We start from the raw sequence: 22,889 nt of genomic DNA, 5'->3' as shown, positions 1-22,889 counted from the left end.
CGAACCGCGGAATCCGGGTGCGGCAGGATGTCGGCCATGGCACAGGTGACGGCGCGCGCCGAACGAACGATCGGGGCCCCCGCGGAGCAGGTCCGGGCGGCAGTGGCCGACTACGAGACGGTCCGCCCGCAGATCCTCACGGACAACTACGGCGACTACCGCGTCGAGGCGGGCGGGCAGGGGGCCGGCAGCAAGGTGCACTGGACGCTGCAGGCCACGAAGAAGCGGGTGCGCGACCAGCTCGTGGAGGTCACTGTCCCGGCGGCCGACCGCGTGGTCGAGCGCGACACCAACTCCAGCATGGTCACCACCTGGACGATCACGCCCGCCGGATCCGACCGCAGCACCGTGGTCGTGGAGACCACCTGGAACGGGGCGGGCGGCATCGGCGGCTTCTTCGAGCGCACGTTCGCGCCCAAGGGGTTGCAGCGGATCCACGACGGCGTGCTGGCCAAGCTGGACGCGGCCGTCACCGCATGACCGGCATCGTCGCCGTTGCGGGAGAAGCCTTCGTCGACCTCGTCCCGGCACCGGTCGGCGACTACCTCGAGATCGCCCCGGGCGGCAGCCCCGCCAACGTGTCGGTGGCGCTGGCCCGGCTCGACGTGCCGTCGCGGCTGCTCGCCCGGATCTCCGACGACCTGCTGGGCAGGCGCGTGCGCGCCCATCTCGAGGCCAATCGGGTGCAGCTCGACCACGCGGTGGCCGCCACCGAGCAGTCGTCGATGGCGATGGTCTCGGTGGGTCCCGACGGCGGCGCGACCTACGACTTCCGCGTCACCGGCACCGCCGACTGGCAGTGGACCCCCGCCGAGTTGGCCACCGCGCTCGACCCCGGAGCCGACGGTCCGGTCGTGGCGCTGCACTCAGGCTCGATCGCGCTCACCGAGCAGCCCGGCGCTGCGGTGCTGCGGGGACTGCTGAAACGGGCCGCAGCAACGGCCACGATCAGCTACGACCCCAACTGCCGCCCGCGGCTCATGGGCGAGCCCGCCGACGTGCTCGCCGGGGCGTACGAGCTGCTGGCCGTCGCGGATGTCGTGAAGGTCAGCGCGGAGGACCTCGACTGGCTGTGCCCCGGTTCGACCGCCGACGAGGTGCTGGCGGACTGGCTCACCCGCGGCCCGGCGCTCGTGGCCGTCACGCTCGGCGGTGATGGGGTACTCGCCGGCACGTCCGGCGGCCTGCGCACCCGACGCCCGGGCGTCCCGGTCGAGGTGATCGACACCGTCGGGGCGGGCGACACGTTCTCCGCAGCGCTGCTCGCCGGCCTGTACCGCCGTGGGCTGCTCGGTGCGGACGCCCGCCCGGCGCTGCGGGCCGTCGACGCCGCCACCCTCGACGCCCTGCTCGACGAGGCGGCACTGGCAGCGGCGATCACCTGCTCGCGGCGCGGCGCCGACCCGCCCACCGCGGCGGACCTGCAGGCGCAGAGCCGCAGCTAGCACGCTCCGACCGTGCAGGGCCAGCGCGCTCTGGCGTTGCAGGAAAGCCACTTTGCCGCAACGACGTTGCGGGAAAGTGGCTTTCCTGCAATCCTCGCGGCCGCGACGCAGTGGGTCCGTGGGCGGCGGGTGACGGCCCCAGATCCTTGCGTCACCCGCCGCCCACAGCTTGTGGGCACCCCTTACTGGGTGGTGCCGCCGGCGAGCACGTGGGGTGCGCGCTCGGGGTAGACGTCGCTCTGGCCGGTGGCGGGCGCCCCCGGTTCCAGCGACAGCTTCGCGGGAACGCTCTCGGGCAGGGCCCACTGCTTGGCCCAGTCCATGTGCATCGCGGTGCCGCCGCCGGCCCCGCCGAAGTAGTCCAGCTGCAGGGTCATGTTCATCGGCGCGGGCGGGAAGTGGCTCTTGTCGGTGGTGGAGTACCACTCGTCGCCGTTGACGTAGGCCGTGATCTTGTCCTTCGTCCACTCCAGCCCGAACGCCGACCACTGCGTCGCGTCGTGCTGCACCGACGCGCTCTCCTGGTTGTTGTCGGCGCCGTAGTGCAGGAAGAAGTCGGTGCCCTGGCGGCTCTCGTCGGAGATCTCCATCCAGTCGACCTCACCACCGACGGGCCAGTCCTCGGCCACGGGCCACAGCAGCATCACCGCGTTCAACCCGCCCTTGCCGACATCGGACTTCACGCACGCCTCCCACCGCCCGTACTGCTGGCCGGGGTGCCAGCTCATGGCGCCGGTGTTGCCCTCCTGGTCCGAGGCGATGGTCACCGCGCCGTCCTTGACCGTGATGGCGTTCGGCGACCGCGTTCCGGCCTTGTTGTGGCCGGGCTCGGGGCCGTAGGCGTGCCAGTCCGCCGGGAGCGTGGTGCCGTTGAAGTCGGACTGCCGTGTCGGGGCGCCCCAGTTGTACTTCGCGGCCGCCGTGGTCGGGCAGTGCGAGGCCGCCGGTGTCGCCGCTCCCGGAGCGGGCGGGGTCGGCGGGGTCGGGAGCGCAGCCCCGACAGCCGGGACGGCAGGTGCGGGGAGGGCGGGAGCGGCCGGCGCCGGAGCCACTGGGGCGGGCTCGGGTGCCGATGCTGCCGGGGCGGGGACGGTCGGTGCCGGCTGGGCCGGTACCGACCCGACCGGCGCCGATGGTGCGGGAGTGGCCTGGGCAGAAGGTGGCAGAGCCGGTGCCGCGGGAGCCGACGGTGCCGGGGCAGGCGGCTGCGAGACCGCAGCGGGCGCCCGGAGGCCGGACTGCGGCACCGGCGCACCGTTCGGGACGGCAGGCGCGGCGGGCACCGACGGCAGTGCCGGGTCGGCGGGGTCGCTCGGCACTGCCGGGTCGGCCGGCACGGCCGGGACCGAAGGTGTCGCCGGGACGGTGGGCGTCGCCGACGCGCCGGGCGCAGCCGGTGCCGCCTGCTGGGCGGGAGCCGGTGCGGCGGGATCGGCAGGCGCCGGAGTCGCCGGATCGGTCGACGTGGCCGGCGCGGCCGGGTCGGTGGGAGCGGTCGGCGTAGCCGGGGCTGTCGGGTCGGCGGGAGCGGTCGGGTCGGCCGGAGTGGCCGGGTCGGCAGGAGTGGCCGGGGTCGTCGGGGCGGCGGTGCTGCCCGCATCACCGGTCTCACCCGGGTTGCCGGAGTCGCCGGGAGTGGCGGGGCCGCCGGGGGCATCCCCGCCGTCGTGGGCATCCCCGCCGTCGTGGGAGTCCCCGCTGTCGTGGGCATCGCCATCGTCGGGCGCATCGCCGCCGTCGTGGGCATCGCCGCCGTCGGGCGCATCGCCCTCATCGGGCGCGTCCCCGTCGCCAGGGGAGTCGGCGTCATCGTGGGAGTCGGCATCGAGCAGGGACCCGGCGGTCGATGCCGCCTGGGGAGCCGAGGCGGCAGGGGTCGCACTCGCCTGCGCCACCGCTCCACCTGCGGCCAGCAACACGCTCACCCCGAGCAGCGCCACGACCGAGCGGGACAATCTGGGCATTCGCACCACGTTCACCTCCTGCACCTCCAGCATCACTGTCCGGCGCCATGTAAGCGGCGATCCGTGCACAACGCGAGGCGAGTCACCCCGTCGGGTGGCCCACGATCGAGGCGAACGATCGCGCTGTGTCGCAACACCGTTCACGCAGCGTTGCCGGCTCGGCCGGTCCGTCCCCGCCGCGACCGAGATCCAGCGCACGCTCGATGACCTGCCGGTTGCCGGCATCGGGCATCTCCGGACGACCGGAACGACGTCGGTCGGCCTCGCGGGCGATGTCACCCGCCGTGGTCAGTTGGCAGTTCGCAACCGGACCACGTCCGGGCCGGCCTGCTGACCGCTCAGCGGCTCCGCGCCAGCAGCGCGTCGGCCGTCCAGGTGTTCAGCACCCGCTCGGTGGGCACCCCGCACGCGGCGGCGCGCTCACAGCCGTTGCGGAGCCAGTCGAGCTGGCCCGGCGCGTGGGCGTCGGTGTCGATCGTGAACGAGCATCCCGCCTCGACGGCCAGGCGGAGCAGCCGCTTGGGCGGGTCCAGCCGCTCGGGGCGCGAGTTCACCTCCACCGCTACGCCGTTCTCGGCGCACGCCGCGAACACCGCGGCCGGGTCGAACTCCGACTCCGGACGCTTGCGGTTGCCGGTGACCATCCGCCCGGTGCAGTGGCCCAGCACGTCGACGAGCGGGTTGGCGATGGCCTTGAGCATGCGCCGCGTCATGTCGGCGCGCGGCATGCGCAGCTTGGAGTGCACCGAGGCGACGACGACGTCGAGCTGGGCGAGCAGGTCCGGGTCCTGGTCGAGCGTGCCGTTCTCGTTGATGTCGACCTCGATGCCGGTGAGCACGCGGAAGGTCCCGTCGAGCTCGGCGTTGAGCGCGGCCACCTGCTCCAGCTGCGCCCGCAGCCGGTCGGCCGACAGCCCGTTGGCCACCGTCAGCCGGGGTGAGTGGTCGGTGATCACGAGGTAGTCGTGGCCCAGCGAGCGGGCCGTCTCGGCCATCTCCGCCATCGGCGAGCCGCCGTCGGAGGCCTCGGTGTGGCTGTGGCAGTCGCCGCGGATCGCCTCCCGCAGGGCTTGCGCGGCCTCGTCGAGCGGCGTGCCCTCGATGGCTTCGAGCCGGCGCAGGTACACCGGCTCCTCCCCGGTCAGCGACTCGATCACGCACCGGGCCGTGACCTCCCCGACGCCCTTGAGCCGCACCAGCTCACCCGAGAGCGCGAGCGAGGTCAGCTCGTCGGGATCGCGCTTGCTCAGCACGGCCGCGGCCCCGCGGAAGGCCCGCACGCGGTAGGTGGACTCGTGCGCCCGCTCCAGCAGGAAGGCGATGCGGCGCAGATCCGCGACGGCGTCCCGGGGTTCGCTCACGCGGCCGATCGTCGCACAGTGCCCGACGGGCCTGCCGGTGGCCGATCAGCCCAACGTCGCGGCCAGCCCGTCCAGTACCAGCCGCGCCGCGACGGGCCCGGCGTTGAGGTACCAGACGTCGTCGTCGACGGCGGTCGCCCGCCCCGCGGCGACGGCACCCATCCGCTTCCAGACGTCGGAGGTCAGCACGTCGCTCGCACCGCCCTGCACCCCGTAGAAGACGTGCCCGCCGTCGGCCTTGGCCAGCTCCTCGCGGCTGATGTCCTGCGAGGTGGCGCCGAAGGTCTGCGTCGACGGCCGGGGCAGGCCGGCGTCCTGCGCGATGCTGCCGGTGAACGACGGCACGCCGAACACCCGGATCCGGCCGGCCGTGATCCGCAGGAACGACACCGTGGTCGCGGTGCCGGTGCGGGTGCCCACCGCGGCGGCGTCGGCGTTGAACGTGTCGAGCAGCTGCTGGGCGTGCTGGGCGCTGCCCAGCGCGTGGGCGACGAGCAGCAGGTCCTGCTTCCAGTTCACCCCCGTGCCCTGCGTGAGCACGGTGGGCGCGATCCGCGCCAGCTGCGGCGCGAGGTCCTCGACTCCCGCCTTGTTGGCGAGGATCAGGTCGGGTGCGGCCTTCGCGATCGCTTCGAGGTTCGGTGCGGTGCGCAGGCCGAGGTCGGCCAGTGCCACGAGGCCTGCCGCCTGCTGCGGGAAGGCGGTCGCGAGGTAGGGCGGCACCAGCACGGCGTCGTCACCACGGGCGGCGCCGACGGGCAGCACGCCCAGCGCCAGCAGCCCGTCGAGCTGGCCGGTGCTGATCACGACGACGCGTCGGGGTGCGGCCGGGATCTGCGTGGTGCCACCGAAGTGGGTGACCTCGCGGGGGAAGACGCCATCGGCCGCCGGGCTGCCCATCCCGGCCGGTACCCCGCGCGGTGCCGCCCAGGGGCCGCCGACGGCCGGAGCGGCCGAGAGCGGCGCGACGGGGGCGCCGCAGGCAGCCGCGAGGAGTGCGACGGCCGGCAGCGCCAGTACCCGACGACGGGAGTAGGACAGGCTCACCTATCTATCTCACCACGCCACGATCAGCGGGGCAGCTTCGCCTTCACCACCTTGCCCATGTCGTTGCGGGGCAACGCGTCGGTGAACCGCACCTCGCGCGGCCGCTTGTGCGGGCTCAGCAGCGTGGCGACGTGGTCCACGAGCTCGCGCTCGGCAGGCGGCTCCCCCGTTGCCACGACGAAGGCGACGATCCGCTCCCCCAGATCGGCATCCGGGATCCCGATCACGGCCGCCTCGGCGACACCGGGATGCTCCAGCAGAGCGTTCTCGATCTCCCCCGCACCGATCTTGTAGCCGCCGGACTTGATCAGGTCGGTGGCACTGCGGCCGACGAGGGCGAGCTGGCCCGACTCCGTCCAGCGGCCGATGTCGCCGGTGGCGAACCAGCCGTCGGACGTTCGCGTCGCCGCCGTCGCGTCGGGGCGGTTGAGGTAGCCGTCGAACAGCGCCGGCCCCCGCACCTCCACCGCGCCCAGGCCCTCACCCCCGTCGCCGGGCAGCGGCACCAGCCGGACGTCGGTGTCGGGCAGCGGGTGCCCCACGGCGCCGGGCTCGGGGTCGTCGCCGGCCCGGGCCGCCGTGATGATCAGCGTCTCGGTCATGCCGTAGCGCTCGCGCACCGCGAGGCCGGTGGCCGCGCGCAGCCGGGCGTGGTCGACGGCGGTGAGCGCCGCGGAACCCGAGACGAGCAACCGCGCTCGTCCGATCGCCGTGGCCGACGCCGCGTCGGATTCGAGCTGCCCGGCGAGGCGGTGGTACTGCGTCGGCACGCCGAAGACGAGCGTGGCGCCCGAGGCGGCGAGCGCCGCCGCGTCGAGCGTGCCGAGGTGGTGCAGCGTTCCCCCGCGACGCAGCGGGCCGAGCACCCCGAGCACGAGTCCGTGCACGTGGAACAGCGGCAGCGCGTGGCCCAGCAGGTCCTCGGCGGTCCACTCCCAGGCCTGCGCGAGCCCGTCCAGGTTGGCGGCGAGGGCGGCGCGCGAGAGCAGCGCACCCTTGGGCATCCCGGTGGTGCCGGAGGTGTAGACCACGAGCGCCGGACCAGCGGCCGCCTGCTCCCGATCGGGCACCGAACCCGATGCGGCCAGGTCGACGTCGATGCGTGGCAGCGCCGCAACCGGATCCGGCAGCGCGACGCCGGGCGCGGCCAGCACCAGCTCCGGTGCGGAGTCGGCGAGCACGTGGTCGAGCTCGCGCTGCCCGAGCTTGGGGTTCATCGGGACGGCGGTGACGCCCGCGAGCAGCGCCGCGGTGACCGCCACCGCCGTGTGGACGCTCGGGGTGGCGTGCACCGCGACGCGGCCGTGTCCGGCCAGCCGGGCGGCCAGCCCGCCTGCGACGGCGGCGAGCTCGGCGTAGGTCAGCTCGGCGGCGATCGCTCCGGGCGCTCCGAAACGCAGTGCGACACGGTCGGGCGGGTCGAGCAGCGCGGGCAGCAGCGGGCTCAGGTCGGACGCCATCATCCGACCACCTTGCCCGGGTTGAGGATCCCCGCCGGATCCAGGGCCTGCTTGACGGCCCGCTGCATGGCGAGCACGCCCGCTCCGAGTTCGCGGCGCATGCCGTCCATCTTGAGCAGGCCGACGCCGTGCTCGCCGGTGACGGTGCCACCCAGCTCCAGCGCGGCGTCGACGATGTCGTCGAACGCCGCCCGCGCGCGGGCCTTCGCGTCCTCGTCACCGTGCGGGGTGAGGATCAGCGGGTGCAGGTTGCCGTCGCCGGCGTGCGCGACGGTGGCGATCATCGTGGTGTGGCGGGCCGCGATCCCCTCGATGCGTGCGAGCATCTCGGCGAGCCGCCCGCGCGGCAGGCAGACGTCCTCGGTGAGCATCGCCTCGCCGCGCTGCTCCAGCGCGGGGTAGGCCAGCCGGCGCGCGTCGAACAGCGCTTCCGCCTCGATCGGGTCGGTGGACAGCATCGCGTCCTGCGCGCCTGCGGCCACGAACTCGTCGTGGATCGCCTGCGCCTCCTGCTCGGCTGCCGGTTCCGGCAGGTCGGTCTGGGCGAGCAGCAGCGCGGCGGCGTCCTCGGGCAGCCCGGTGTGCTTCCACGCGTTGACCGCCTGCAGGCAGACGCGGTCGATCAGCTCGAACGCCGCGGGCTGCAGTCCCCGTGCCGTGACGCGGGAGACGGCGTCCCCCGCCGCCGCGAGGCTGTCGAAGAACCCGACGATCGTGCGGGGCGGGCTCGTGCGCATCGGCCGCAGCTTGACCGTGACCTCGGTGATCACGCCGAGCGTGCCCTCGGAGCCCACCATCAGCCCCGCGAGGTCGTAGCCCGCCACGCCCTTCGCGGTGCGCCGCCCGAGCCGCAGCACCTCACCTGCGGCCGTGACGACCTCGAGCGCGAGCACGTAGTCGCGGGTGACGCCGTACTTGACGCAGCACAGCCCGCCCGCGTTGGTGGCGACGTTGCCGCCGATCGTCGACCACGGTGCGCTGGCCGGGTCCGGCGGGTACCAGAGCCCCTCCTTGGCGACGGCCGCGCGCAGGTCGTCGTTGACGACGCCGGGCTGCACGACCGCGAGCCGCTCGGCCGGGTTGATCTCGACGATGTCGTTCATGCGCTCGGTGGTGAGCACGACGCAGCCGTCGACGGCGTTGGCGCCGCCCGAGAGCCCGGTGCCCGCACCGCGCGGCACGATCGGGACGCCGTGGCGCGCGCACGCCGCGACCACCGCAGCGACCTGGGCCGTCGAGCCCGGCCGGGCGACCGCGATCGCACCGCCGTAGTCGGCCCACTCGGCCTCGTCGTGCAGGTACGGCCGCACGGTGTCGGCGTCGGTCAGCAGGTGCTGGCGCGGCAACGCAGCCGCCCGCTCGTCGAGCACGGTCATGGAGGCGACGTTAGGCGCTGGACAGTGCCCGGCCCAGCAGTGCACCGGAACGCCAGGCTGTCTCGATGCGTGAGCTGCCCCACCCGTCGCCGGCGAGCGCGATGCCGTCGGCTCCGATGTGGAACGGCCGGTCGCGATCGCCTGCTGGCGATGCCTGCGGCCAGAGCAGCGCATGCGACCACTGCGGCTCGGCAGGGATGCCCAGCAGCGCGCGGACGGCGGCGAGCACCGCGGGAACTCCCACGCCGACCTGCTCGGCCGTGGTGTGCGCGACCAGCACCGGGGCGCCGTCGCCGCGGCGGTTGCCGTCGTCGGCGACGTGCGCGAGCACCGGGTGGCCGTTGACGAACGCGGCGGGCAGCGGCTCCCACGCCCGTTCGGCGAACCCGGCCGCGACGACCAGCGCCGGTCGCCACGCACGCTCGGCGAGGTCGGTGGCGGCCGGGGCGACCGGATCGAGCAATGTCAGCGCCTGCGGGTCGGGCATGGCGAGCACGACGGTGTCGGCGCGCTCGCCGTCGACCATCGGGCCCGGGCCGACGTGGCGCACCGCGCGACCCAGCTCGACGTCGAGGCCGGTGGCCAGCTCGGCCACCAGGCTGCCGAGCCCGCCGGGGGCGGCCCAGCGCATCGGGCCGGGCGCGGTGCTGCGACGGCCTGCGTCGAACACCGCGAGCTCGTCGGTCCACTCGTGGACCAGCCTCGCGGCCTGCCAGCGGGCCACGACCTGGGCGAACCCGGGATCGCGGACGGTGAAGTACGCCGCGCCGACGTCCACCGGACGGCCGTGCAGCAGCGGGCTCGCCATCCGGCCGCCGATGACGTCGGAGCGCTCCAGCACCCGCACCGGGATGCCGGCGGCGGCGAGCTCGGTGGCACAGGCGATGCCGGACAGGCCGGCACCCACGACGATCACGGTCATGCGCGGAGGTTAGAGCGCCGACCGGCCCTCTCCCATCGCAGCATGGTGGCCATCCTGCGACTGGACGCTTGGAAAGCCACCATGCTGCGATCCCGGACCGAGCCGCAGGGCGTCAGCCGATGGCGTAGCGCAGCCCGACCAGCCCGGAGGCGTAGCGCTTGGTGTCGGTGAGCCGGAGCGTGCGATCCCGGTCGAACCCCAACCGCCTGCCGGGACCGACCAGCGTCGGCACCACCGTCAGGCGCAGCTCGTCGACCAGGCCCGCCGCGAACAGGTACTGCGCCAGCGAGATGCTCCCCCACACGACGATGTCGCTGCCCGGCGCCTGCTTCAGGGCCCGGACGTGGGTGGCGGCGTCGCCCGCCACCAGCTGCGCCGGCGCGAACCGGCCCCACGGCGCCGCGTCCAGCGATGCCGAGAAGACCGTCCGGGCCGTCGTGTTGATCACCTCGCCCATCGGCTCGCCGGCCGCGGTGGGCCAGAAGTCGGCGAAGATCCCGTAGGTCACGCTGCCGAGCAGGATCGTGTCGACGCCGGCCATCATCGCGAGGCTGTCGCGGTCGGACTCGCTGTAGTCGGCAACCACCTCGAAGAAGTCGAGCCCGTCCTTCTCGTCGGCGACGCAGCCGTCGACGCTGATCAGCTCCTGCACGATGAGTTTGCGCATGCCGTTACGACCTGCGGCGGGCGCTCAACTCATCGCAGCGCGGCCACCCGATCCCGGCGGGCCTGCCACCAGGCGGCGCGGTCGGCCGCCGCGGCGACCGCGGCCCGGTGCGTGGGCTCCGGCGCCCGGCGGGGTACCGCGAGCCAGCCGTCGACGGGCACCAGCGGCGCGTCGACGACGTCCGCGGTGAGCAGCGCGCCGGTGCCCAGCCCGCAGGCGAAGTCCAGCTGCGGCAGCGCGGCGGCCAGCGCCAGCTCGGCGGCCAGCCCGACGCTCGTCTGCAGCGCGGAGGACACCACGCACGGCAGCCCGCACGCCTCGGCGACCGCGAGCGCGCGGCGCACCCCACCCAGCGGTGCGCACTTGAGGATCGCGATGTCGGCGGCCCCCGCGACGGCGACCCGCAGCGGGTCCTCGGCGCGGCGGATCGACTCGTCGGCAGCGATCGGGACGTCGACGCGGCGGCGCACGGCGGCGAGCTCCTCGATGCTCGGGCACGGCTGCTCGACGTACTGCAGGCCGCCTGCGGCCCGGTCGAGTGCCTGGATCGCCGTCACGGCCTCGTCGATGCCCCAGCGCGCGTTGGCGTCGACCCGCACGAAACCGGCCGGGCCGAGCGCGTCGCGCACGGCGGCGACACGTTCCCGGTCGGCGGGCAGCGAGCCGGGTGCGTCGGCGACCTTGACCTTGGCCGTGGTGCAGCCCGACGCGCGCACGAGCCGCTGCGCATGCTCCGGGTCGACGGCCGGGACGATGCAGTTCACCGGCACGCGGTCGCGCACCGGCTCCGGCCAGCCCTGCTCCGCGGCCTCGACCGCGGCGGCGAGCCACGGGACCGACTCGGTGTCGTCGTACTCGGTGAACGGGCAGAACTCACCCCAGCCGGCGGCGCCCTCGATCAGCATCCCCTCGCGGGTGGTGATGCCGCGGAAGCGCGTGGTCATCGGGATGGAGTAGACGCTGACCTGCACCCGGGCGACGGTAGCCGCGGCGGGTCGACCGAGCACGAGCTACCCCACGAGCTCGTGATCGGCCGGGTCCACCGCGCGGGTGCGGCGGCGGAAGTCGAACGTGTAGCCGGGCCACAGGGTGTGGTTGCGCCCGTTCTCGTCGAGGTACCAGCTCGCGCAGCCGCCCTGGCTCCACACCGAACCGTCGAGCCGGCCCTGCAGCTCGGCGTTGAACCGCGCCTGCCGTTCCGGGCGCGTGTCGATGGCTCGCGCCCCGCTGACATCGAGCACACGCAGCGCGTCGAGCACGTAGTTCACCTGCGACTCGATCATGAAGATCATCGAGCTGTGCCCGAGCCCCGTGTTCGGGCCGGCGAGCAGGAACAGGTTCGGGAAGCCCGCCACCGTGGTGCCGAGGAACGCCTCGGGTCCGGCGCGCCACACGTCGTTGAGCTTGACACCGTCGCGGCCGGTGATCGTCAGCCGGCCCAGGCTGTCGGCGATCCGGAACCCGGTGCCGAAGATGATCGTGTCGACCGGGTGCTCCACGCCGTCGGCGGTGACGACGCCGGTCGCGGTGATCCGCGCGATCCGGTCGGTCACCACCTCGACGTTGGGACTCTTGAGCGCCGCGTAGTAGTCGTTGGACATCAGGATCCGCTTGCAGCCGATCGTGAAATCGGGGGTCACCTTCGCCTTGAGGTCGGGCCTACCGGCGAACGTTCGGTCGAGGTAAAGCCGCGCGAACCGCTCGACGACCCGCATCCGGCGCGGGTGCAGGAAGCCGCTGACCAGCAGCTCGTTGCGGGCGTAGATCACCGAGCGGGCCACCCGCTGCGCCATGGGCAGCAGCCGGTAGAGGGCGCGCAGCGGGGCCGGGATGGGCCGGTCGGGCTTGGGCAGCACCCACGGCGGCGTGCGCTGGAAGAGCGTGAGCGACGCGGCCCCCGGCTGGATCTGCGGCACGAACTGGATGGCGCTCGCCCCGGTGCCGATCACCGCGACGCGCTTGCCGCGCAGGTCGTGGCCGTGGTCCCACTGCGCCGAGTGGAACGCCGTGCCCGTGAACGCGTCGAGCCCCTCGATCTCCGGCACCGACGGTTCGTGCAGAGCACCGGTGCCCCACACCACGGCGCGGGCGTTGACGATCGTGCCGTCGGCGAGCTGCACGACCCATCTCGTACCGTCCCACTCGGCGCCGGTCACCGTGGCGCCGAAGCGGATGCGCGAGCGCAGGTCGAAGCGGTCGGCGAGCTGCTCCAGGTACGCGCGGATCTCCGGCTGGCGCGCGAACAACCGCGTCCAGTTCGGGTTCGGCGCGAACGAGAACGAGTACAGGTGCGACGGCACGTCGCAGGCGCAGCCCGGGTAGGTGTTGTCGCGCCACGTACCGCCCAGCGTCGCGCCCTTCTCCAGCACCACGAAGTCCGGCCGGTGTTCCTGGACCAGCCGCGCTGCGGCTCCCAGCCCGGCGAACCCGCTGCCGACGATGGCAACGTCCACCGTCATGGTCGTGGGGATCTCGGTCATCGCAGTGCCTCCCGGTCAATGTTACCTGCGGTAACTTACCACGGGTAACTTACCTGCGGTAGTGTCTCGTTCGTGGACACCAGGACCCCGCGCCGACGCTTCAGCCGCGCTGAGCGCGAGCAGCAGATCCTCGACGCGGCCGTCGCCGTCTTCACCGACCGCGGTTTCCAGAACGCCTCGATGGACGCCGTGGCCGAACGCGTGGGCGTCACGAAGCCGGTGCTCTACACGCACTTCGGCTCCAAGGACGGCCTGCTGCTCGCCTGCATCGCCCGCGCGCGGGCCGAGCTGCTCGAGACCACGATGACCGCGGTGGCCGCGGCCGCCGACCCCGAGGACGTCCTGCGCCGCGGCATGAAGGCCTTCTTCGACTACCTCGACGCCCAGGGCCCGTCCTGGATGCTGCTGTACTCGGAGGCCACGATCGCGGGCGAGGCGCTGGAGAGCATCCGTGCCCAGCAGACCGACTTCATCGCCGCGCTGCTCGCCGCGCAGGCGCCCGATGCGGAGCCGCAGCGGCTCACGGCATGGGCGCAGGTGATCGTCGGGGCGAGCGAGCGGCTCGCGATCTGGCGGGGCGGAGCGGGCACCGTCAGCAGCGCGGAGGCCACCGAGTACCTCATGGACCTCGTGTGGACGGGCCTGGGCGGCAGGCAGGGCAAGGGGCAGCAGGCACAATCTCCCGGGTGAGCACGACTGCCCCCCGCCTCCTGCAGGTCCGCCGCAGCGAGCGGATCACACCGCGCATGATCCGCGTGACACTCGCGGGCGACGAACTCGCCGGCTTCACCGGCGACGGCCCGGACCGCCGGATCAAGATGTTCTTCCCGGTCCCCGGCCAGGAGCGCCCCGCGATCCCCCGCGCGGCGTCCGGCGGACCGGTCTGGCCTGCTGGCGAGGCGCGACCCGCGATCCGCACCTACACGGTGCGGCGGTTCGACGCCGGCGCGGGCGAGCTCGACGTCGACTTCGTGCTGCACGAGGGTCACGGCCCGGCCGCGGCGTGGGCCCGCGAGGCGCAGCCGGGCAACTGGGTGGCGGTGTCGGAGCCGGGCGGGCGGTACGTGCCCGATCCCGGGACCGAGCTGCACGTGGTGATCGGCGACGAGACGGCGCTGCCCGCCGTCGCCACCGTGCTGGAGGCGCTGCCGGGCGACGTGCCGGCCATCGCGTTCCTCGAGGTCGCCGACGCCGGCGAGGAGCAGGACCTGCCCGGCACCGCCGACGTGCGCTGGGTGCACCGCGGCGATCAGGAGGCGGGCGTGCCCCTCGCTGCCGCGGTGCGCGACGCGCAGCTCCCGCCCGGCCGCACCCAGGCCTGGCTCTCCGGCGAGTCCGCGTGCGTCAAGGACCTGCGCAAGCACCTGCTCGACGAGCGCGGGCTGGACCGGCGGGCCGTCTACGCCACGGGGTACTGGCGGGCGCGCTGACCCTCCCCGGACGTCGGCCCTCCCTGGACGTCAGCCCTCCCCGGAGGTCGAGCGGCCCTACAGCCCGAGGCCCTTCGCGATGATCTCGTTCATGATCTCCGTGGTGCCGCCGCCGATGCTCAGCAGCCGTGCGTCGCGGTAGTGGCGCTCCACCTCGTGCTCGCGCATGTAGCCCAGGCCGCCCAGCAGCTGGACGCAGTCGTAGACCACCGCGTCGCAGGCGGCGACGGCGGTGTTCTTCGCCATGGCCGTCTCGGTCAGCATCCCGCCCTCGGCGAGCCAGCGGGACGTGACGGCGCGCGTGTAGGTGCGCGCGACGTCGATCTGGCGCGCCATCTCCACCATCTTGTGCCGCACGACCTGCCGTGACGAGAGCGGCCGCCCGAACGTCTCGCGCTCGCGGATCCACGTCATCGTCAGGTCGAAGCAGCGCTGCGCGGTGGCGTAGGCCTGCACGGCCAGCCCGATCCGCTCGCTCTGGAAGTGCTGCGCGATCTGGAGGAACCCCGTGCCCTCCACACCGACCAGGTTGCCCACCGGCACCCGGGCACCCGCGTAGGCCAGCTCGGCGGTGTCCGAGCAGCGCCAGCCCATCTTGTCGAGCTTGCGCGACACCGTGAAACCGGGCGTCCCGCGCTCCACGACGAGCAGGGACACGCCCGGGTGGCCGGGGCCGCCGGTGCGCACCGCGGTGGTCACGAAGTCGGCCCGCGCGCCGGAGGTGATGTAGAGCTTCGCCCCGTCGACGACGTACTCCTCGCCGTCACGCACCGCCCGCGTGCGCAGCCCCGCGACGTCGGACCCGCCGTCGGGCTCGGTGATGCCGAGCGCGCCGATCATCTCGCCGGCCAGCGTCGGGCGGACGAACCGGTCGATCAGCTCCGGGTCGCCGGCGGCGACGATGTGCGGCAGCGCGATGCCGTGCGTCATCAGCGCGGCGATGAGCCCTCCCGAGCCGCCCGAGAGCATGATCTGCTCGGTGACGATGGCGGCGTCGATCGCGTCGCCCCCGCCGCCGCCCACCTCCTCGGGGAACGCCACGCCGAGCAGCCCGACGTCGGCCGCCTTCTTGTGCAGCTCCCGCGGCACCTCGCCGTCGCGCTCCCAGTCGGCCAGGTGCGGCACGATCTCGCGCTCGGCGAAGTCGGCGACCAGCGCGCGCAGCGCGAGCCGCTCTTCGGTGCGCCACGGGTCGTCGGTCATGCGGGCTCCTCGATGACGGCGTGGCCGTCCTTGGCGGTGACGCGGACCGTGCGCCCGACGATCTCGCGGCCCGCGCCGCCGGGACCGTCGGGGAACAGCGACAACCGGTGCGCGCTCGCGGTGTCGCCGGGTGCGGTGGCGACGGCGAAGCGGGCGCCGTCGGCGGTGCGCCCGATCAGGAACCCCTGCGCCGGGGCGCCGTCGCGGCCGTACTCGACCGTGGCCGTCTCGACGGTGACGTCCGCCCCGTCGGGCACGGCCGCCATCGGGGGCGCGGCACCCGCGGTGTCGCGCGGCACCGGATCACCGGTGTAGCCGTCGGGGTGCGGATCGCGCGCGAGCACCGTGGCGTGCTCGTAGGTCAGGTAGCCGCCGTTGCCGTGCACCAGCGCCAGCCGGGCGCCGGCCCGCAGCCGCTGCGCGACCGCGACGTAGGAGTGCAGCGTGTAGCTCGACAGCGGGCCGCCGAACGCGTTGTGCCCGCCCGTGACGCCGGCCAGCGCCGTCAGCGGGAGGCCCAGGTGCGCGGCGATCAACTTCGGCACGACGGGGAAGCAGCTGTAGACCTCGACGACGTCGAGCTCGGCGGGGTCGATCCCGGCGAGCGCGCGGTCCAGCACCGACGCGAGCGCGGCCGAGGATGCGAAGCCGGGCCGCGCGACGACGTCACCGGCGTCGTCGGCGCCGGCGCCACCCCGGATGTGCACGATCCGCTCGGGCGCGATCCCGGCCTCCCGGGCTGCCGCGAGTGACGTGACGATCACCGCGGCGGCCTGGTCGACGTGCGGCATCGCGTTGACGGCCAGCGGGTACGGCTCGCAGATCATCCGGTTGCCCGGCCCGACCGCGGCGATGTCCGCGGCCGTGCGCACCTGCGGGTTCCACGCCGCATCGTTGCCCGCGGCGACCGCGGTGAACGCCGCGTAGAGCTCGGCGGCCGACGCCGCGGCCTGCTCCGGAGTCTCGCCCCGGGCGTGGCGCAGCGCGTTCTCGAACAACGGGTAGACCCGCGTGGGCGGCAGCAACCCGGACGCGTGCATCGCCGGGGCGCCCATGGTGCCCCGGTACGGGGGCGGGCCGCCCGGATCGGTGCTCCAGCCCGCGTCGACGGGATCGACGCCCGCCTTGCGCAGCGCACCGACCGAAGCCAACGCCTCGGCACTCGCGATGAGCGCGACGCGGGACTCTCCCGCGGCGATCGCCGCGGCCGCGTCCTCGACCAGCCGCGACGGCCACTGGCCGCCCACCGGCGAGTCCACGAGCCTGGTCGGGCGGGCACCGATGCGCGCGGCCACGCGCGCCGCCGGCTCGTCGTAGGCCCAGCTCGCGACGTAGACGGTGGCCACCGAGTCGGCCTGCGCGAGCAGCCCCGGCACGCCCGCGTCGGCCGCGGCGGACCGCACGGCGTCGAGCATCAGCTCCAGCGGTTCGCGGGCGCCGGCAACGGTCCGTTCCCGGTTGCCGCGCACCTGTCCCACGCCGACCAGCACCGGACGGACCTCGTCGCGCATGCGGCGGACGCTAATACAGACAGCACGTGTCTGTAAATGCCACAATGCCCGCATGCAGCAGAGCCGGCCACGCGGCCGCCCCCGGGATCCCGCCGTGGAGTCGCGCGTGCACGACGCCGTGCTGGAGGTCTACTGGGAGACCGGCTGGGCCGGGTTCACGCTCGAGGCGGTGGCCCGCCGCGCCGGCGTCGGCCGCGAGGCGCTGTATCGCCGCTGGAACTCCAAGGGCGAGCTGCTCGCGGCCGCGCTGCAGGCCCGCGGCCCGCTGCCCGAGCCGATCGACACCGGCTCGGTGCACGGCGACCTCGTGGAGCTCGCGCGCCAGCTCCTCGACGGCTACGCCGGCCCGGCCGGTCTCGTGACGCTGCGGGCGACGCTGGAGGCACGGGTGCATCCCGACCTGCTCGCCCGCCTCGCCGACGCCCTCAACGCCAGCAGGCTGCTCATGGCCCGCGACATCGTGACCCGGGCGGTGTCACGGGGCGAGCTGCCCGCGACGACACCCGTGACGATGCTGCTCGAGCTGGTGTCGGGCGCCGTGCTCAGCCACGTCCTGTTCGCCCCCGTCGGGGCCCGCCCCGAGCCCGACCCCGGCTACGCCGAGCGGCTGGTGTCGCTCGTGCTCTCCGCGCTCGCCGCGGGCTGAACCTCCGCGGCCGGCGCGGGACGGGGCCGGGCCGCCACCGGATCGGCGGCGCCGACGTGCTCGTCGAGCCAGCCCAGCAGCGGTGCCAGCGCGTGCCACGCGGCACGGACGCGCCGCAACGGCTCGCCCGACTCCAGCCAGGGCCCGAGCTCCCACGAGCGCGTGAGCTGCAGCCCGCGGTGGCGCAGCAGGGCTATCCGCGGATGCCCGGACGACCACCCGCGCGGTGCGCTCGCCAGCGCCCGTCCACGGTGGACCTCGAAGCCCGGGGTCGCGGTGAGCACCGCCTCCAGATCCGCGCCCGGCGGGCCGTCGACCGCCGCCCGGAACCGTTGCAGCTGGGCCCGGTCGAACCCCCAGATGCCCCCCGACGCCGACAGCGCGGTGGCCGACAGCACCACCCCGAGCAGGCTGCCGCCCCCGGTGGTGGCCACGCCGCCGGTGTCGGTGCGAAACGGCGGCACCTCCGGTCGGAACCGCCTGTTGACCTGGGGCCGCAGCACCCGCAGCTGGCCGAAGTCGACGGCTAGCGCCACCGCCAGCTCGCGCATCGGAGCCAGCACCAGCTCCTCGTGGCGCTCGCGGTTGGCCCGCCAGAACTCGAGGGTGTTGTCGGCGGCGATCTCGGCGAGCAGTGTCGGTGCTTCGATCGGCCATCCGTTGTGGTCGGTCATGGCGTCCTCCGTCGGTCGTCCGCATCGGCGGCAGGTGCCGCATCGGTGTCAGGTGCCGAGTGGGACGACGGGGACGGGCCGGGTGGTTCCCGCGCGGGCGACATCGTTCGCAGGTGCACACCCACAGGCGACTCACAGAATTCGCCCATCGGGGACACAGTCGCGCGCGCGAGGATCGCTAGCATGACGGCGATGAGCGATCGGGCACTGCGACGGCCCGACGGGGGCGCGATCCGGGTACTCGTCGTCGACGACGAGCTGACGCTGTCCGACCTCCTGTCGATGACGCTGCGCTACGAGGGCTGGGACGTCCGCACGGCGGGCGACGGCGCCTCCGCCGTGCGCGTCGCACGCGAGTTCCGGCCCGACGCCGTGGTGCTCGACATCATGCTGCCCGACCTGGACGGGCTCGAGGTGCTGCGCCGGATGCGGTCGGACGCCGCCGAGGTGCCGGTCCTGTTCCTCACCGCCAAGGACTCCGTCGAGGACCGCGTCGCCGGGCTCACCGCAGGCGGCGACGACTACGTCACCAAGCCGTTCAGCCTCGAAGAGCTCGTCGCGCGGCTGCGCGGGCTGCTGCGCCGCTCCGGCATGACGGCGGCGCGGCAGGGCTCCGAGCTCGTGGTCGGCGACCTGGTGCTCGACGAGGACAGCCACGAGGTCCGCCGCGGCGACGATCTCGTGGAGCTGACGGCCACCGAGTTCGAGCTGCTGCGCTTCCTCATGCGCAACCCCAAGCGGGTGCTGTCGAAGGCGCAGATCCTCGACCGCGTGTGGAACTACGACTTCGGTGGCCAGTCCAACGTGGTGGAGCTGTACGTTTCCTACCTGCGCAAGAAGATCGACGCGGGGCGGCAACCGATGATCCACACTGTTCGCGGGGCGGGATACGTCCTCAAGCCGGGTGCTTGATGGCCTCTCGGTCGCTGCGTACCCGGCTGGTCGCCACCGTCCTGCTGCTGCTGGCGGTGGCCACCATCGTCATCGGCGGCGCCACCACGGTGATCATGCGGCAGTTCCTGATCTCGAGCATCGACACCGGCGATCTGAAGTACGCGGTCGCCCGCGTGTTCAACCCGGGGCCGCAACGGCCCGGTCCCCCGACGCGCCTGGATCCGGCCAACGTCAACCTGGACGCCGTGCAGCTCAAGGACGGGCTGGCCGCGCGGATCCGGGACGGCCAGGTCGTGCAGGTCAACGCCACGGGCCGCGACTTCCTCCCCGTGGACATCCCGCAGGTGGAGTTCCCCGCGCTGGCCGCGGTGCCGCCCGGCCCGCGCGCCACCAGCGTCAACCTGGGCCCGGCAGGCCAGTACCGCATGCAGGCCTTCGCCTCCGCCGTCAACCACGACGTGATCGTGATCGGGGTACCCGAGACGTCGGTGCGCACGTGGCTCTCGCAGCTGATCACCGTCGAGATCATCGTGGCTGCCGTGGCGCTGCTCGGCGCCGGCCTGGCGGGCACGGTCATGGTGCGGCGCGCCCTGCAACCGCTGGAACGGGTGGCGGCCACCGCCGCGCGCGTCAGCAGGCTCCCGCTGGACCGGGGTGAGGTGCTGCTCGTCGAGCGGGTGCCGGGAGCCGACCCCAACACCGAGGTCGGGCAGGTCGGAGCGGCGCTCAACCACATGCTCGACCACGTCGGCAACGCCCTGGAGGCCCGCCAGGAGAGCGAGATGCAGCTGCGCCAGTTCGTGGCCGACGCGAGCCACGAGCTGCGCACCCCGCTCGCGGCCATCCGCGGCTACGCCGAGCTGACACGCCGCACCGAGCTGCCCGAGGAGACCACCTACTCGCTGCAGCGGATCTCGTCGCAGGCCGAGCGCATGACCACGCTCGTCGAGGACATGCTGCTGCTCGCCCGGCTCGACGCCGGCCGCCCGCTCGAGCGCCGCGAGGTGGATCTCACCCGGCTGGTGCTCGACGGCGTCAGCGACGCGCACGCCGCTGGCCCCGACCACCACTGGCGCCTCGACCTGCCCGACGAGCCCGTCACGGTGCCCGGCGACGCGTCCCGCCTGGCCCAGGTGCTGGCCAACCTGCTCGCCAACGCCCGCACGCACACCCCGCCGGGCAGCGCCGTCACCGCCTCGCTCGCACGGGACCCGGACTCGGTGCGCCTCACCGTCACCGACGACGGCCCCGGCATCGCGCCGGAACTGCTGCCCCACATCTTCGAGCGGTTCGCGCGCGGGTCCACCTCGCGCTCGCGCACCAACGGCAGCACCGGGCTCGGGCTCGCCATCGTCCATGCGGTCGTGCACGCCCACGGCGGCGCCGTCGGCGTGGCCAGCAGTCCGGGCCGCACCACGTTCACCGTGCACCTGCCGACGGCACCGCTGCCCGTCCTGCCCGTCGGCGAGACGAACGGGGCCCCGCCGCTGGCTCCGCGCCGGGCCCACGCGCACCAGGGCAGCGACCGCTAGCTCGCCCCGCCCCCCGGACTGCAGCATGGTGGCCATCCAAGCGTCAGATCGCAGGATGGCCACCATGCTGCGATCCCGAACGGCCGCGCGGGGCGGGGTGGAGGCGCGGGGGCGCGTCCCGGTCACAGCAGGCCCACAGGCCCGGCAACGCCCGGGCACAGCCGGTCTCACCACGATCGGTCCCGTGACCTCCACGCTCGCGCCCGACACCCTCGAAGCGCCGTTGCCCGACCCCGCACCACCCACCCGGCCGATCTGGCAACGGGCCGGACTCCCGGTACTGCTCGTCGGCACCGGGATCCTCTACATCTGGGGCCTCGGCTCGTCGGGCTGGGCGAACGCGTTCTACTCGGCGGCGGCGCAGGCCGGGTCGCAGAGCTGGACGGCGTGGTTCTTCGGGTCGTCCGACGCCGCGAACTCGATCACCGTGGACAAGACCCCCGGCGCGCTGTGGATCAGCGGGCTGTCGGTCCGGATCTTCGGGCTGTCGAGCTGGAGCATCCTCGTGCCGCAGGCGCTGATGGGCGTGGCGGCGGTCGCGCTGCTCTACGCCTCCGTCCGGCGCGTCGCAGGGCCGGGCGCCGGCCTGCTGGCCGGTGCCACGCTCGCACTGACGCCCGCAGCGGTGCTCATGTTCCGCTTCAACAACCCCGACGCGCTGCTCACGCTGCTGCTCGTCGGGGCCGCCTACGCGACGCTGCGTGCAGTGGAGAAGGGCGGTACCCGCTGGCTCGTGCTCGCGGCGTGGCTCGTGGGCTGCGGGTTCATGACCAAGATGCTGCAGGCGTTCCTCGTGCTGCCCGCGCTGGCCGTGGTGTGGCTGCTCGCCGCACCGACGCCGCTGGGCAAGCGGTTGCGCGACCTCGCGCTGGCCACCGTCTCGCTGGTGGTGAGCGCCGGTTGGTGGGTGCTCGTCGTGTCCCTGGTGCCCGCCGGCAGCAGGCCCTTCATCGGCGGTTCGCAGACCGACAGCGTGCTGGAGCTCGTGTTCGGCTACAACGGCTTCGGCCGGCTGACCGGTGACGAGGTGGGCAGCGTCGGCGGCGGCGCGGGCGGCGCCACCGGCGGCTGGGGGATCACGGGCCTGACCCGGCTGTTCGACGCCGAGCTCGGCGGGCAGGCGTCCTGGCTGATCCCGGCCGCGGTGATCCTGCTCGCGGCGCTGCTGTGGCGGGCCCGGCGGGCGCCGCGCACCGATCCGTTGCGGGCCGCGGCCCTCGTCTGGGGCGGCTGGCTGCTGGTGACGGGCGCGGTGTTCAGCCTGATGGCGGGCATCTTCCACCCGTACTACCTCGTGGCGCTCGCCCCGCCGATCGCGGCGCTCGTCGGCATCGGTGGCGCGCTGCTGTGGCGCGACCGGTCACACCCCGCGGCCCGCGTCACGCTCGCCGTCGTCGTCGCGGTGACGGCAGGCTGGGCGTTCGTCCTGCTGCGGCGCACGCCGAACTGGCAGCCGTGGCTGGCCTGGACGGTGCTCGCGCTCGGCGCCGTCGCGGCACTGGCCCTGCTGGTGGCCAACCACGCACCGCGGGTGCTCGCCGCCGGGATCGCCACGGTCGCCGTGGTGGCCGGGCTCGCCGGACCGGGCGCCTACGCGCTCGCGACCGCCGCGACGCCGCACAGCGGAGCGATCCCGTCGGCGGGTCCCGTCGGAGCCGGCTCCGGTGGGATGTTCGGCGCGCGTGGCGGGCAGCCGGGCGCGGGTCAGCAGCGGGGCGGGTTCGGCACCGGCACCGGCGCGACGCCCGGCACCGGGCGGCGGGGCGGGTTCCCCGGCGGCACCGGCCCGAACGCAGCTCCCGGCCAGGGCGGTGGCTTCGGCCGCAGTGGTGGTGGCGGACTCGGCGGGCTGCTCGACAGCCCGACCCCCGGTCCGGACGTCGTGGCGAAGCTGACCACCGGCAGCGCCGGGTTCACCTGGGCCGCCGCGGCGGTCGGGTCCAACACCGCGGCCGGCTACCAGCTCGCCAGCGGCCTGCCGGTGATGGCGGTGGGTGGGTTCAACGGCACGGACCCCTCCCCCACGGTCGCGGACTTCCAGGAGCTCGTCGCCGAGGGTCGGGTGCACTGGTTCGTCGGCGGGGGCGGTCCGGGTGGCACCGAGAGCGGCGGCAGCGACGACGCGCTGCAGATCGAGGAATGGGTGGCCGGCAACTTCACCCCGCAGGTCGTCGGCACCACCACGCTCTATGACCTCACCGCACCGCCCGCGAGCTGATTACAATTCGGACAATCATCAATTTCTTCTGGAAACGGACTCTCCATTGGTGCGGGTGA

20 protein-coding genes are annotated in these 22,889 nt (G+C 74.1%); 8 read left to right on the top strand and 12 right to left on the bottom strand.

From position 1 onward, the window contains the following. Positions 1-36: 36 nt before the first annotated feature. A complete protein-coding gene (locus tag ACFPFQ_RS47760; protein WP_379629960.1) occupies positions 37-480 on the top strand; it encodes an SRPBCC family protein in 444 nt (147 codons plus the stop codon). Further along, positions 477-1,445: a carbohydrate kinase family protein gene (locus tag ACFPFQ_RS47755; protein ID WP_379629959.1), complete on the top strand. Its 969-nt coding sequence runs from the start codon at positions 477-479 to the stop codon at positions 1,443-1,445. Before ACFPFQ_RS47760 ends, ACFPFQ_RS47755 begins: the two co-directional genes overlap by 4 nt. A 182-nt stretch (positions 1,446-1,627) precedes the next feature. On the opposite strand, the gene ACFPFQ_RS47750 is transcribed toward ACFPFQ_RS47755, so the two are convergent. The 9 genes from ACFPFQ_RS47750 to ACFPFQ_RS47710 form a co-directional block, all read right to left on the bottom strand. Further along, positions 1,628-3,409 carry a glycoside hydrolase family 16 protein gene (locus ACFPFQ_RS47750; RefSeq protein ID WP_379629958.1) on the bottom strand — a complete coding sequence of 594 codons (1,782 nt, stop codon included), beginning with the start codon at positions 3,407-3,409 and terminating at the stop codon, positions 1,628-1,630. Between the two features lie 338 nt (positions 3,410-3,747). Further along, positions 3,748-4,770 (bottom strand): PHP domain-containing protein, encoded by a 1,023-nt coding sequence (locus ACFPFQ_RS47745; protein ID WP_379629957.1) that lies wholly within the window; start codon positions 4,768-4,770, stop codon positions 3,748-3,750. A gap of 45 nt (positions 4,771-4,815) precedes the next feature. Next, positions 4,816-5,817 carry an ABC transporter substrate-binding protein gene (locus ACFPFQ_RS47740; protein ID WP_379629956.1) on the bottom strand — a complete coding sequence of 334 codons (1,002 nt, stop codon included), beginning with the start codon at positions 5,815-5,817 and terminating at the stop codon, positions 4,816-4,818. Between the two features lie 23 nt (positions 5,818-5,840). Continuing rightward, on the bottom strand, positions 5,841-7,280 hold the full coding sequence (locus ACFPFQ_RS47735) for an AMP-binding protein (protein ID WP_379629955.1): 1,440 nt from the start codon (positions 7,278-7,280) through the stop codon (positions 5,841-5,843). Continuing rightward, positions 7,277-8,653: an FAD-binding oxidoreductase gene (locus ACFPFQ_RS47730; RefSeq protein WP_379629954.1), complete on the bottom strand. Its 1,377-nt coding sequence runs from the start codon at positions 8,651-8,653 to the stop codon at positions 7,277-7,279. The genes ACFPFQ_RS47735 and ACFPFQ_RS47730 overlap by 4 nt, the downstream gene beginning before the upstream one ends. A 10-nt stretch (positions 8,654-8,663) precedes the next feature. After that, complete coding sequence (locus tag ACFPFQ_RS47725) at positions 8,664-9,575, bottom strand: NAD(P)/FAD-dependent oxidoreductase (protein WP_379629953.1); 912 nt, start codon at positions 9,573-9,575, stop codon at positions 8,664-8,666. A gap of 112 nt (positions 9,576-9,687) precedes the next feature. Continuing rightward, positions 9,688-10,242: a dihydrofolate reductase family protein gene (locus ACFPFQ_RS47720; protein WP_379629952.1), complete on the bottom strand. Its 555-nt coding sequence runs from the start codon at positions 10,240-10,242 to the stop codon at positions 9,688-9,690. A 29-nt stretch (positions 10,243-10,271) separates the two neighbouring features. Further along, positions 10,272-11,186 carry an o-succinylbenzoate synthase gene (locus ACFPFQ_RS47715; protein WP_379629981.1) on the bottom strand — a complete coding sequence of 305 codons (915 nt, stop codon included), beginning with the start codon at positions 11,184-11,186 and terminating at the stop codon, positions 10,272-10,274. Positions 11,187-11,252: 66 nt separating this feature from the next. After that, positions 11,253-12,722 (bottom strand): flavin-containing monooxygenase, encoded by a 1,470-nt coding sequence (locus ACFPFQ_RS47710; RefSeq protein WP_379629951.1) that lies wholly within the window; start codon positions 12,720-12,722, stop codon positions 11,253-11,255. A 72-nt stretch (positions 12,723-12,794) separates the two neighbouring features. Here ACFPFQ_RS47710 and ACFPFQ_RS47705 point away from each other — a divergent pair, with 72 nt between their 5' ends. Continuing rightward, positions 12,795-13,412 (top strand): TetR/AcrR family transcriptional regulator, encoded by a 618-nt coding sequence (locus tag ACFPFQ_RS47705; RefSeq protein WP_379629950.1) that lies wholly within the window; start codon positions 12,795-12,797, stop codon positions 13,410-13,412. Then, positions 13,409-14,152, top strand: coding sequence for a siderophore-interacting protein (locus tag ACFPFQ_RS47700; protein ID WP_379629949.1), 744 nt, complete (start codon positions 13,409-13,411; stop codon positions 14,150-14,152). The genes ACFPFQ_RS47705 and ACFPFQ_RS47700 overlap by 4 nt, the downstream gene beginning before the upstream one ends. Positions 14,153-14,209: 57 nt before the next feature. Here ACFPFQ_RS47700 and ACFPFQ_RS47695 read toward each other — a convergent pair whose 3' ends face one another. Together ACFPFQ_RS47695 and ACFPFQ_RS47690 are read right to left on the bottom strand one after the other, a co-directional pair. Beyond that, positions 14,210-15,355, bottom strand: coding sequence for an acyl-CoA dehydrogenase family protein (locus ACFPFQ_RS47695; protein WP_379629948.1), 1,146 nt, complete (start codon positions 15,353-15,355; stop codon positions 14,210-14,212). Continuing rightward, positions 15,352-16,866 (bottom strand): acetyl-CoA acetyltransferase, encoded by a 1,515-nt coding sequence (locus ACFPFQ_RS47690; RefSeq protein ID WP_379629947.1) that lies wholly within the window; start codon positions 16,864-16,866, stop codon positions 15,352-15,354. The genes ACFPFQ_RS47695 and ACFPFQ_RS47690 overlap by 4 nt, the downstream gene beginning before the upstream one ends. A gap of 52 nt (positions 16,867-16,918) precedes the next feature. Between ACFPFQ_RS47690 and ACFPFQ_RS47685 the strand changes: the two genes are divergently transcribed. Continuing rightward, positions 16,919-17,512 (top strand): TetR/AcrR family transcriptional regulator, encoded by a 594-nt coding sequence (locus ACFPFQ_RS47685; RefSeq protein ID WP_379629946.1) that lies wholly within the window; start codon positions 16,919-16,921, stop codon positions 17,510-17,512. Here the strand turns inward: ACFPFQ_RS47685 and ACFPFQ_RS47680 are convergent. Then, on the bottom strand, positions 17,461-18,186 hold the full coding sequence (locus ACFPFQ_RS47680; protein WP_379629945.1) for a DUF2461 family protein: 726 nt from the start codon (positions 18,184-18,186) through the stop codon (positions 17,461-17,463). The genes ACFPFQ_RS47685 and ACFPFQ_RS47680 overlap by 52 nt on opposite strands. Positions 18,187-18,369: 183 nt before the next feature. Here ACFPFQ_RS47680 and ACFPFQ_RS47675 point away from each other — a divergent pair, with 183 nt between their 5' ends. The 3 genes from ACFPFQ_RS47675 (at position 18,370) to ACFPFQ_RS47665 (ending at position 22,830) form a co-directional block, all read left to right on the top strand. Further along, on the top strand, positions 18,370-19,098 hold the full coding sequence (locus ACFPFQ_RS47675; protein ID WP_379629944.1) for a response regulator transcription factor: 729 nt from the start codon (positions 18,370-18,372) through the stop codon (positions 19,096-19,098). Beyond that, complete coding sequence (locus ACFPFQ_RS47670; protein WP_379629943.1) at positions 19,098-20,612, top strand: sensor histidine kinase; 1,515 nt, start codon at positions 19,098-19,100, stop codon at positions 20,610-20,612. The genes ACFPFQ_RS47675 and ACFPFQ_RS47670 overlap by 1 nt, the downstream gene beginning before the upstream one ends. Before the next feature lie 184 nt (positions 20,613-20,796). Further along, positions 20,797-22,830: an ArnT family glycosyltransferase gene (locus tag ACFPFQ_RS47665; RefSeq protein WP_379629942.1), complete on the top strand. Its 2,034-nt coding sequence runs from the start codon at positions 20,797-20,799 to the stop codon at positions 22,828-22,830. Positions 22,831-22,889 lie beyond the last annotated feature (59 nt).

Source organism: Pseudonocardia sp. GCM10023141 (genome assembly GCF_042653605.1).
This window is presented reverse-complemented; position numbering and strand designations above follow the sequence as displayed.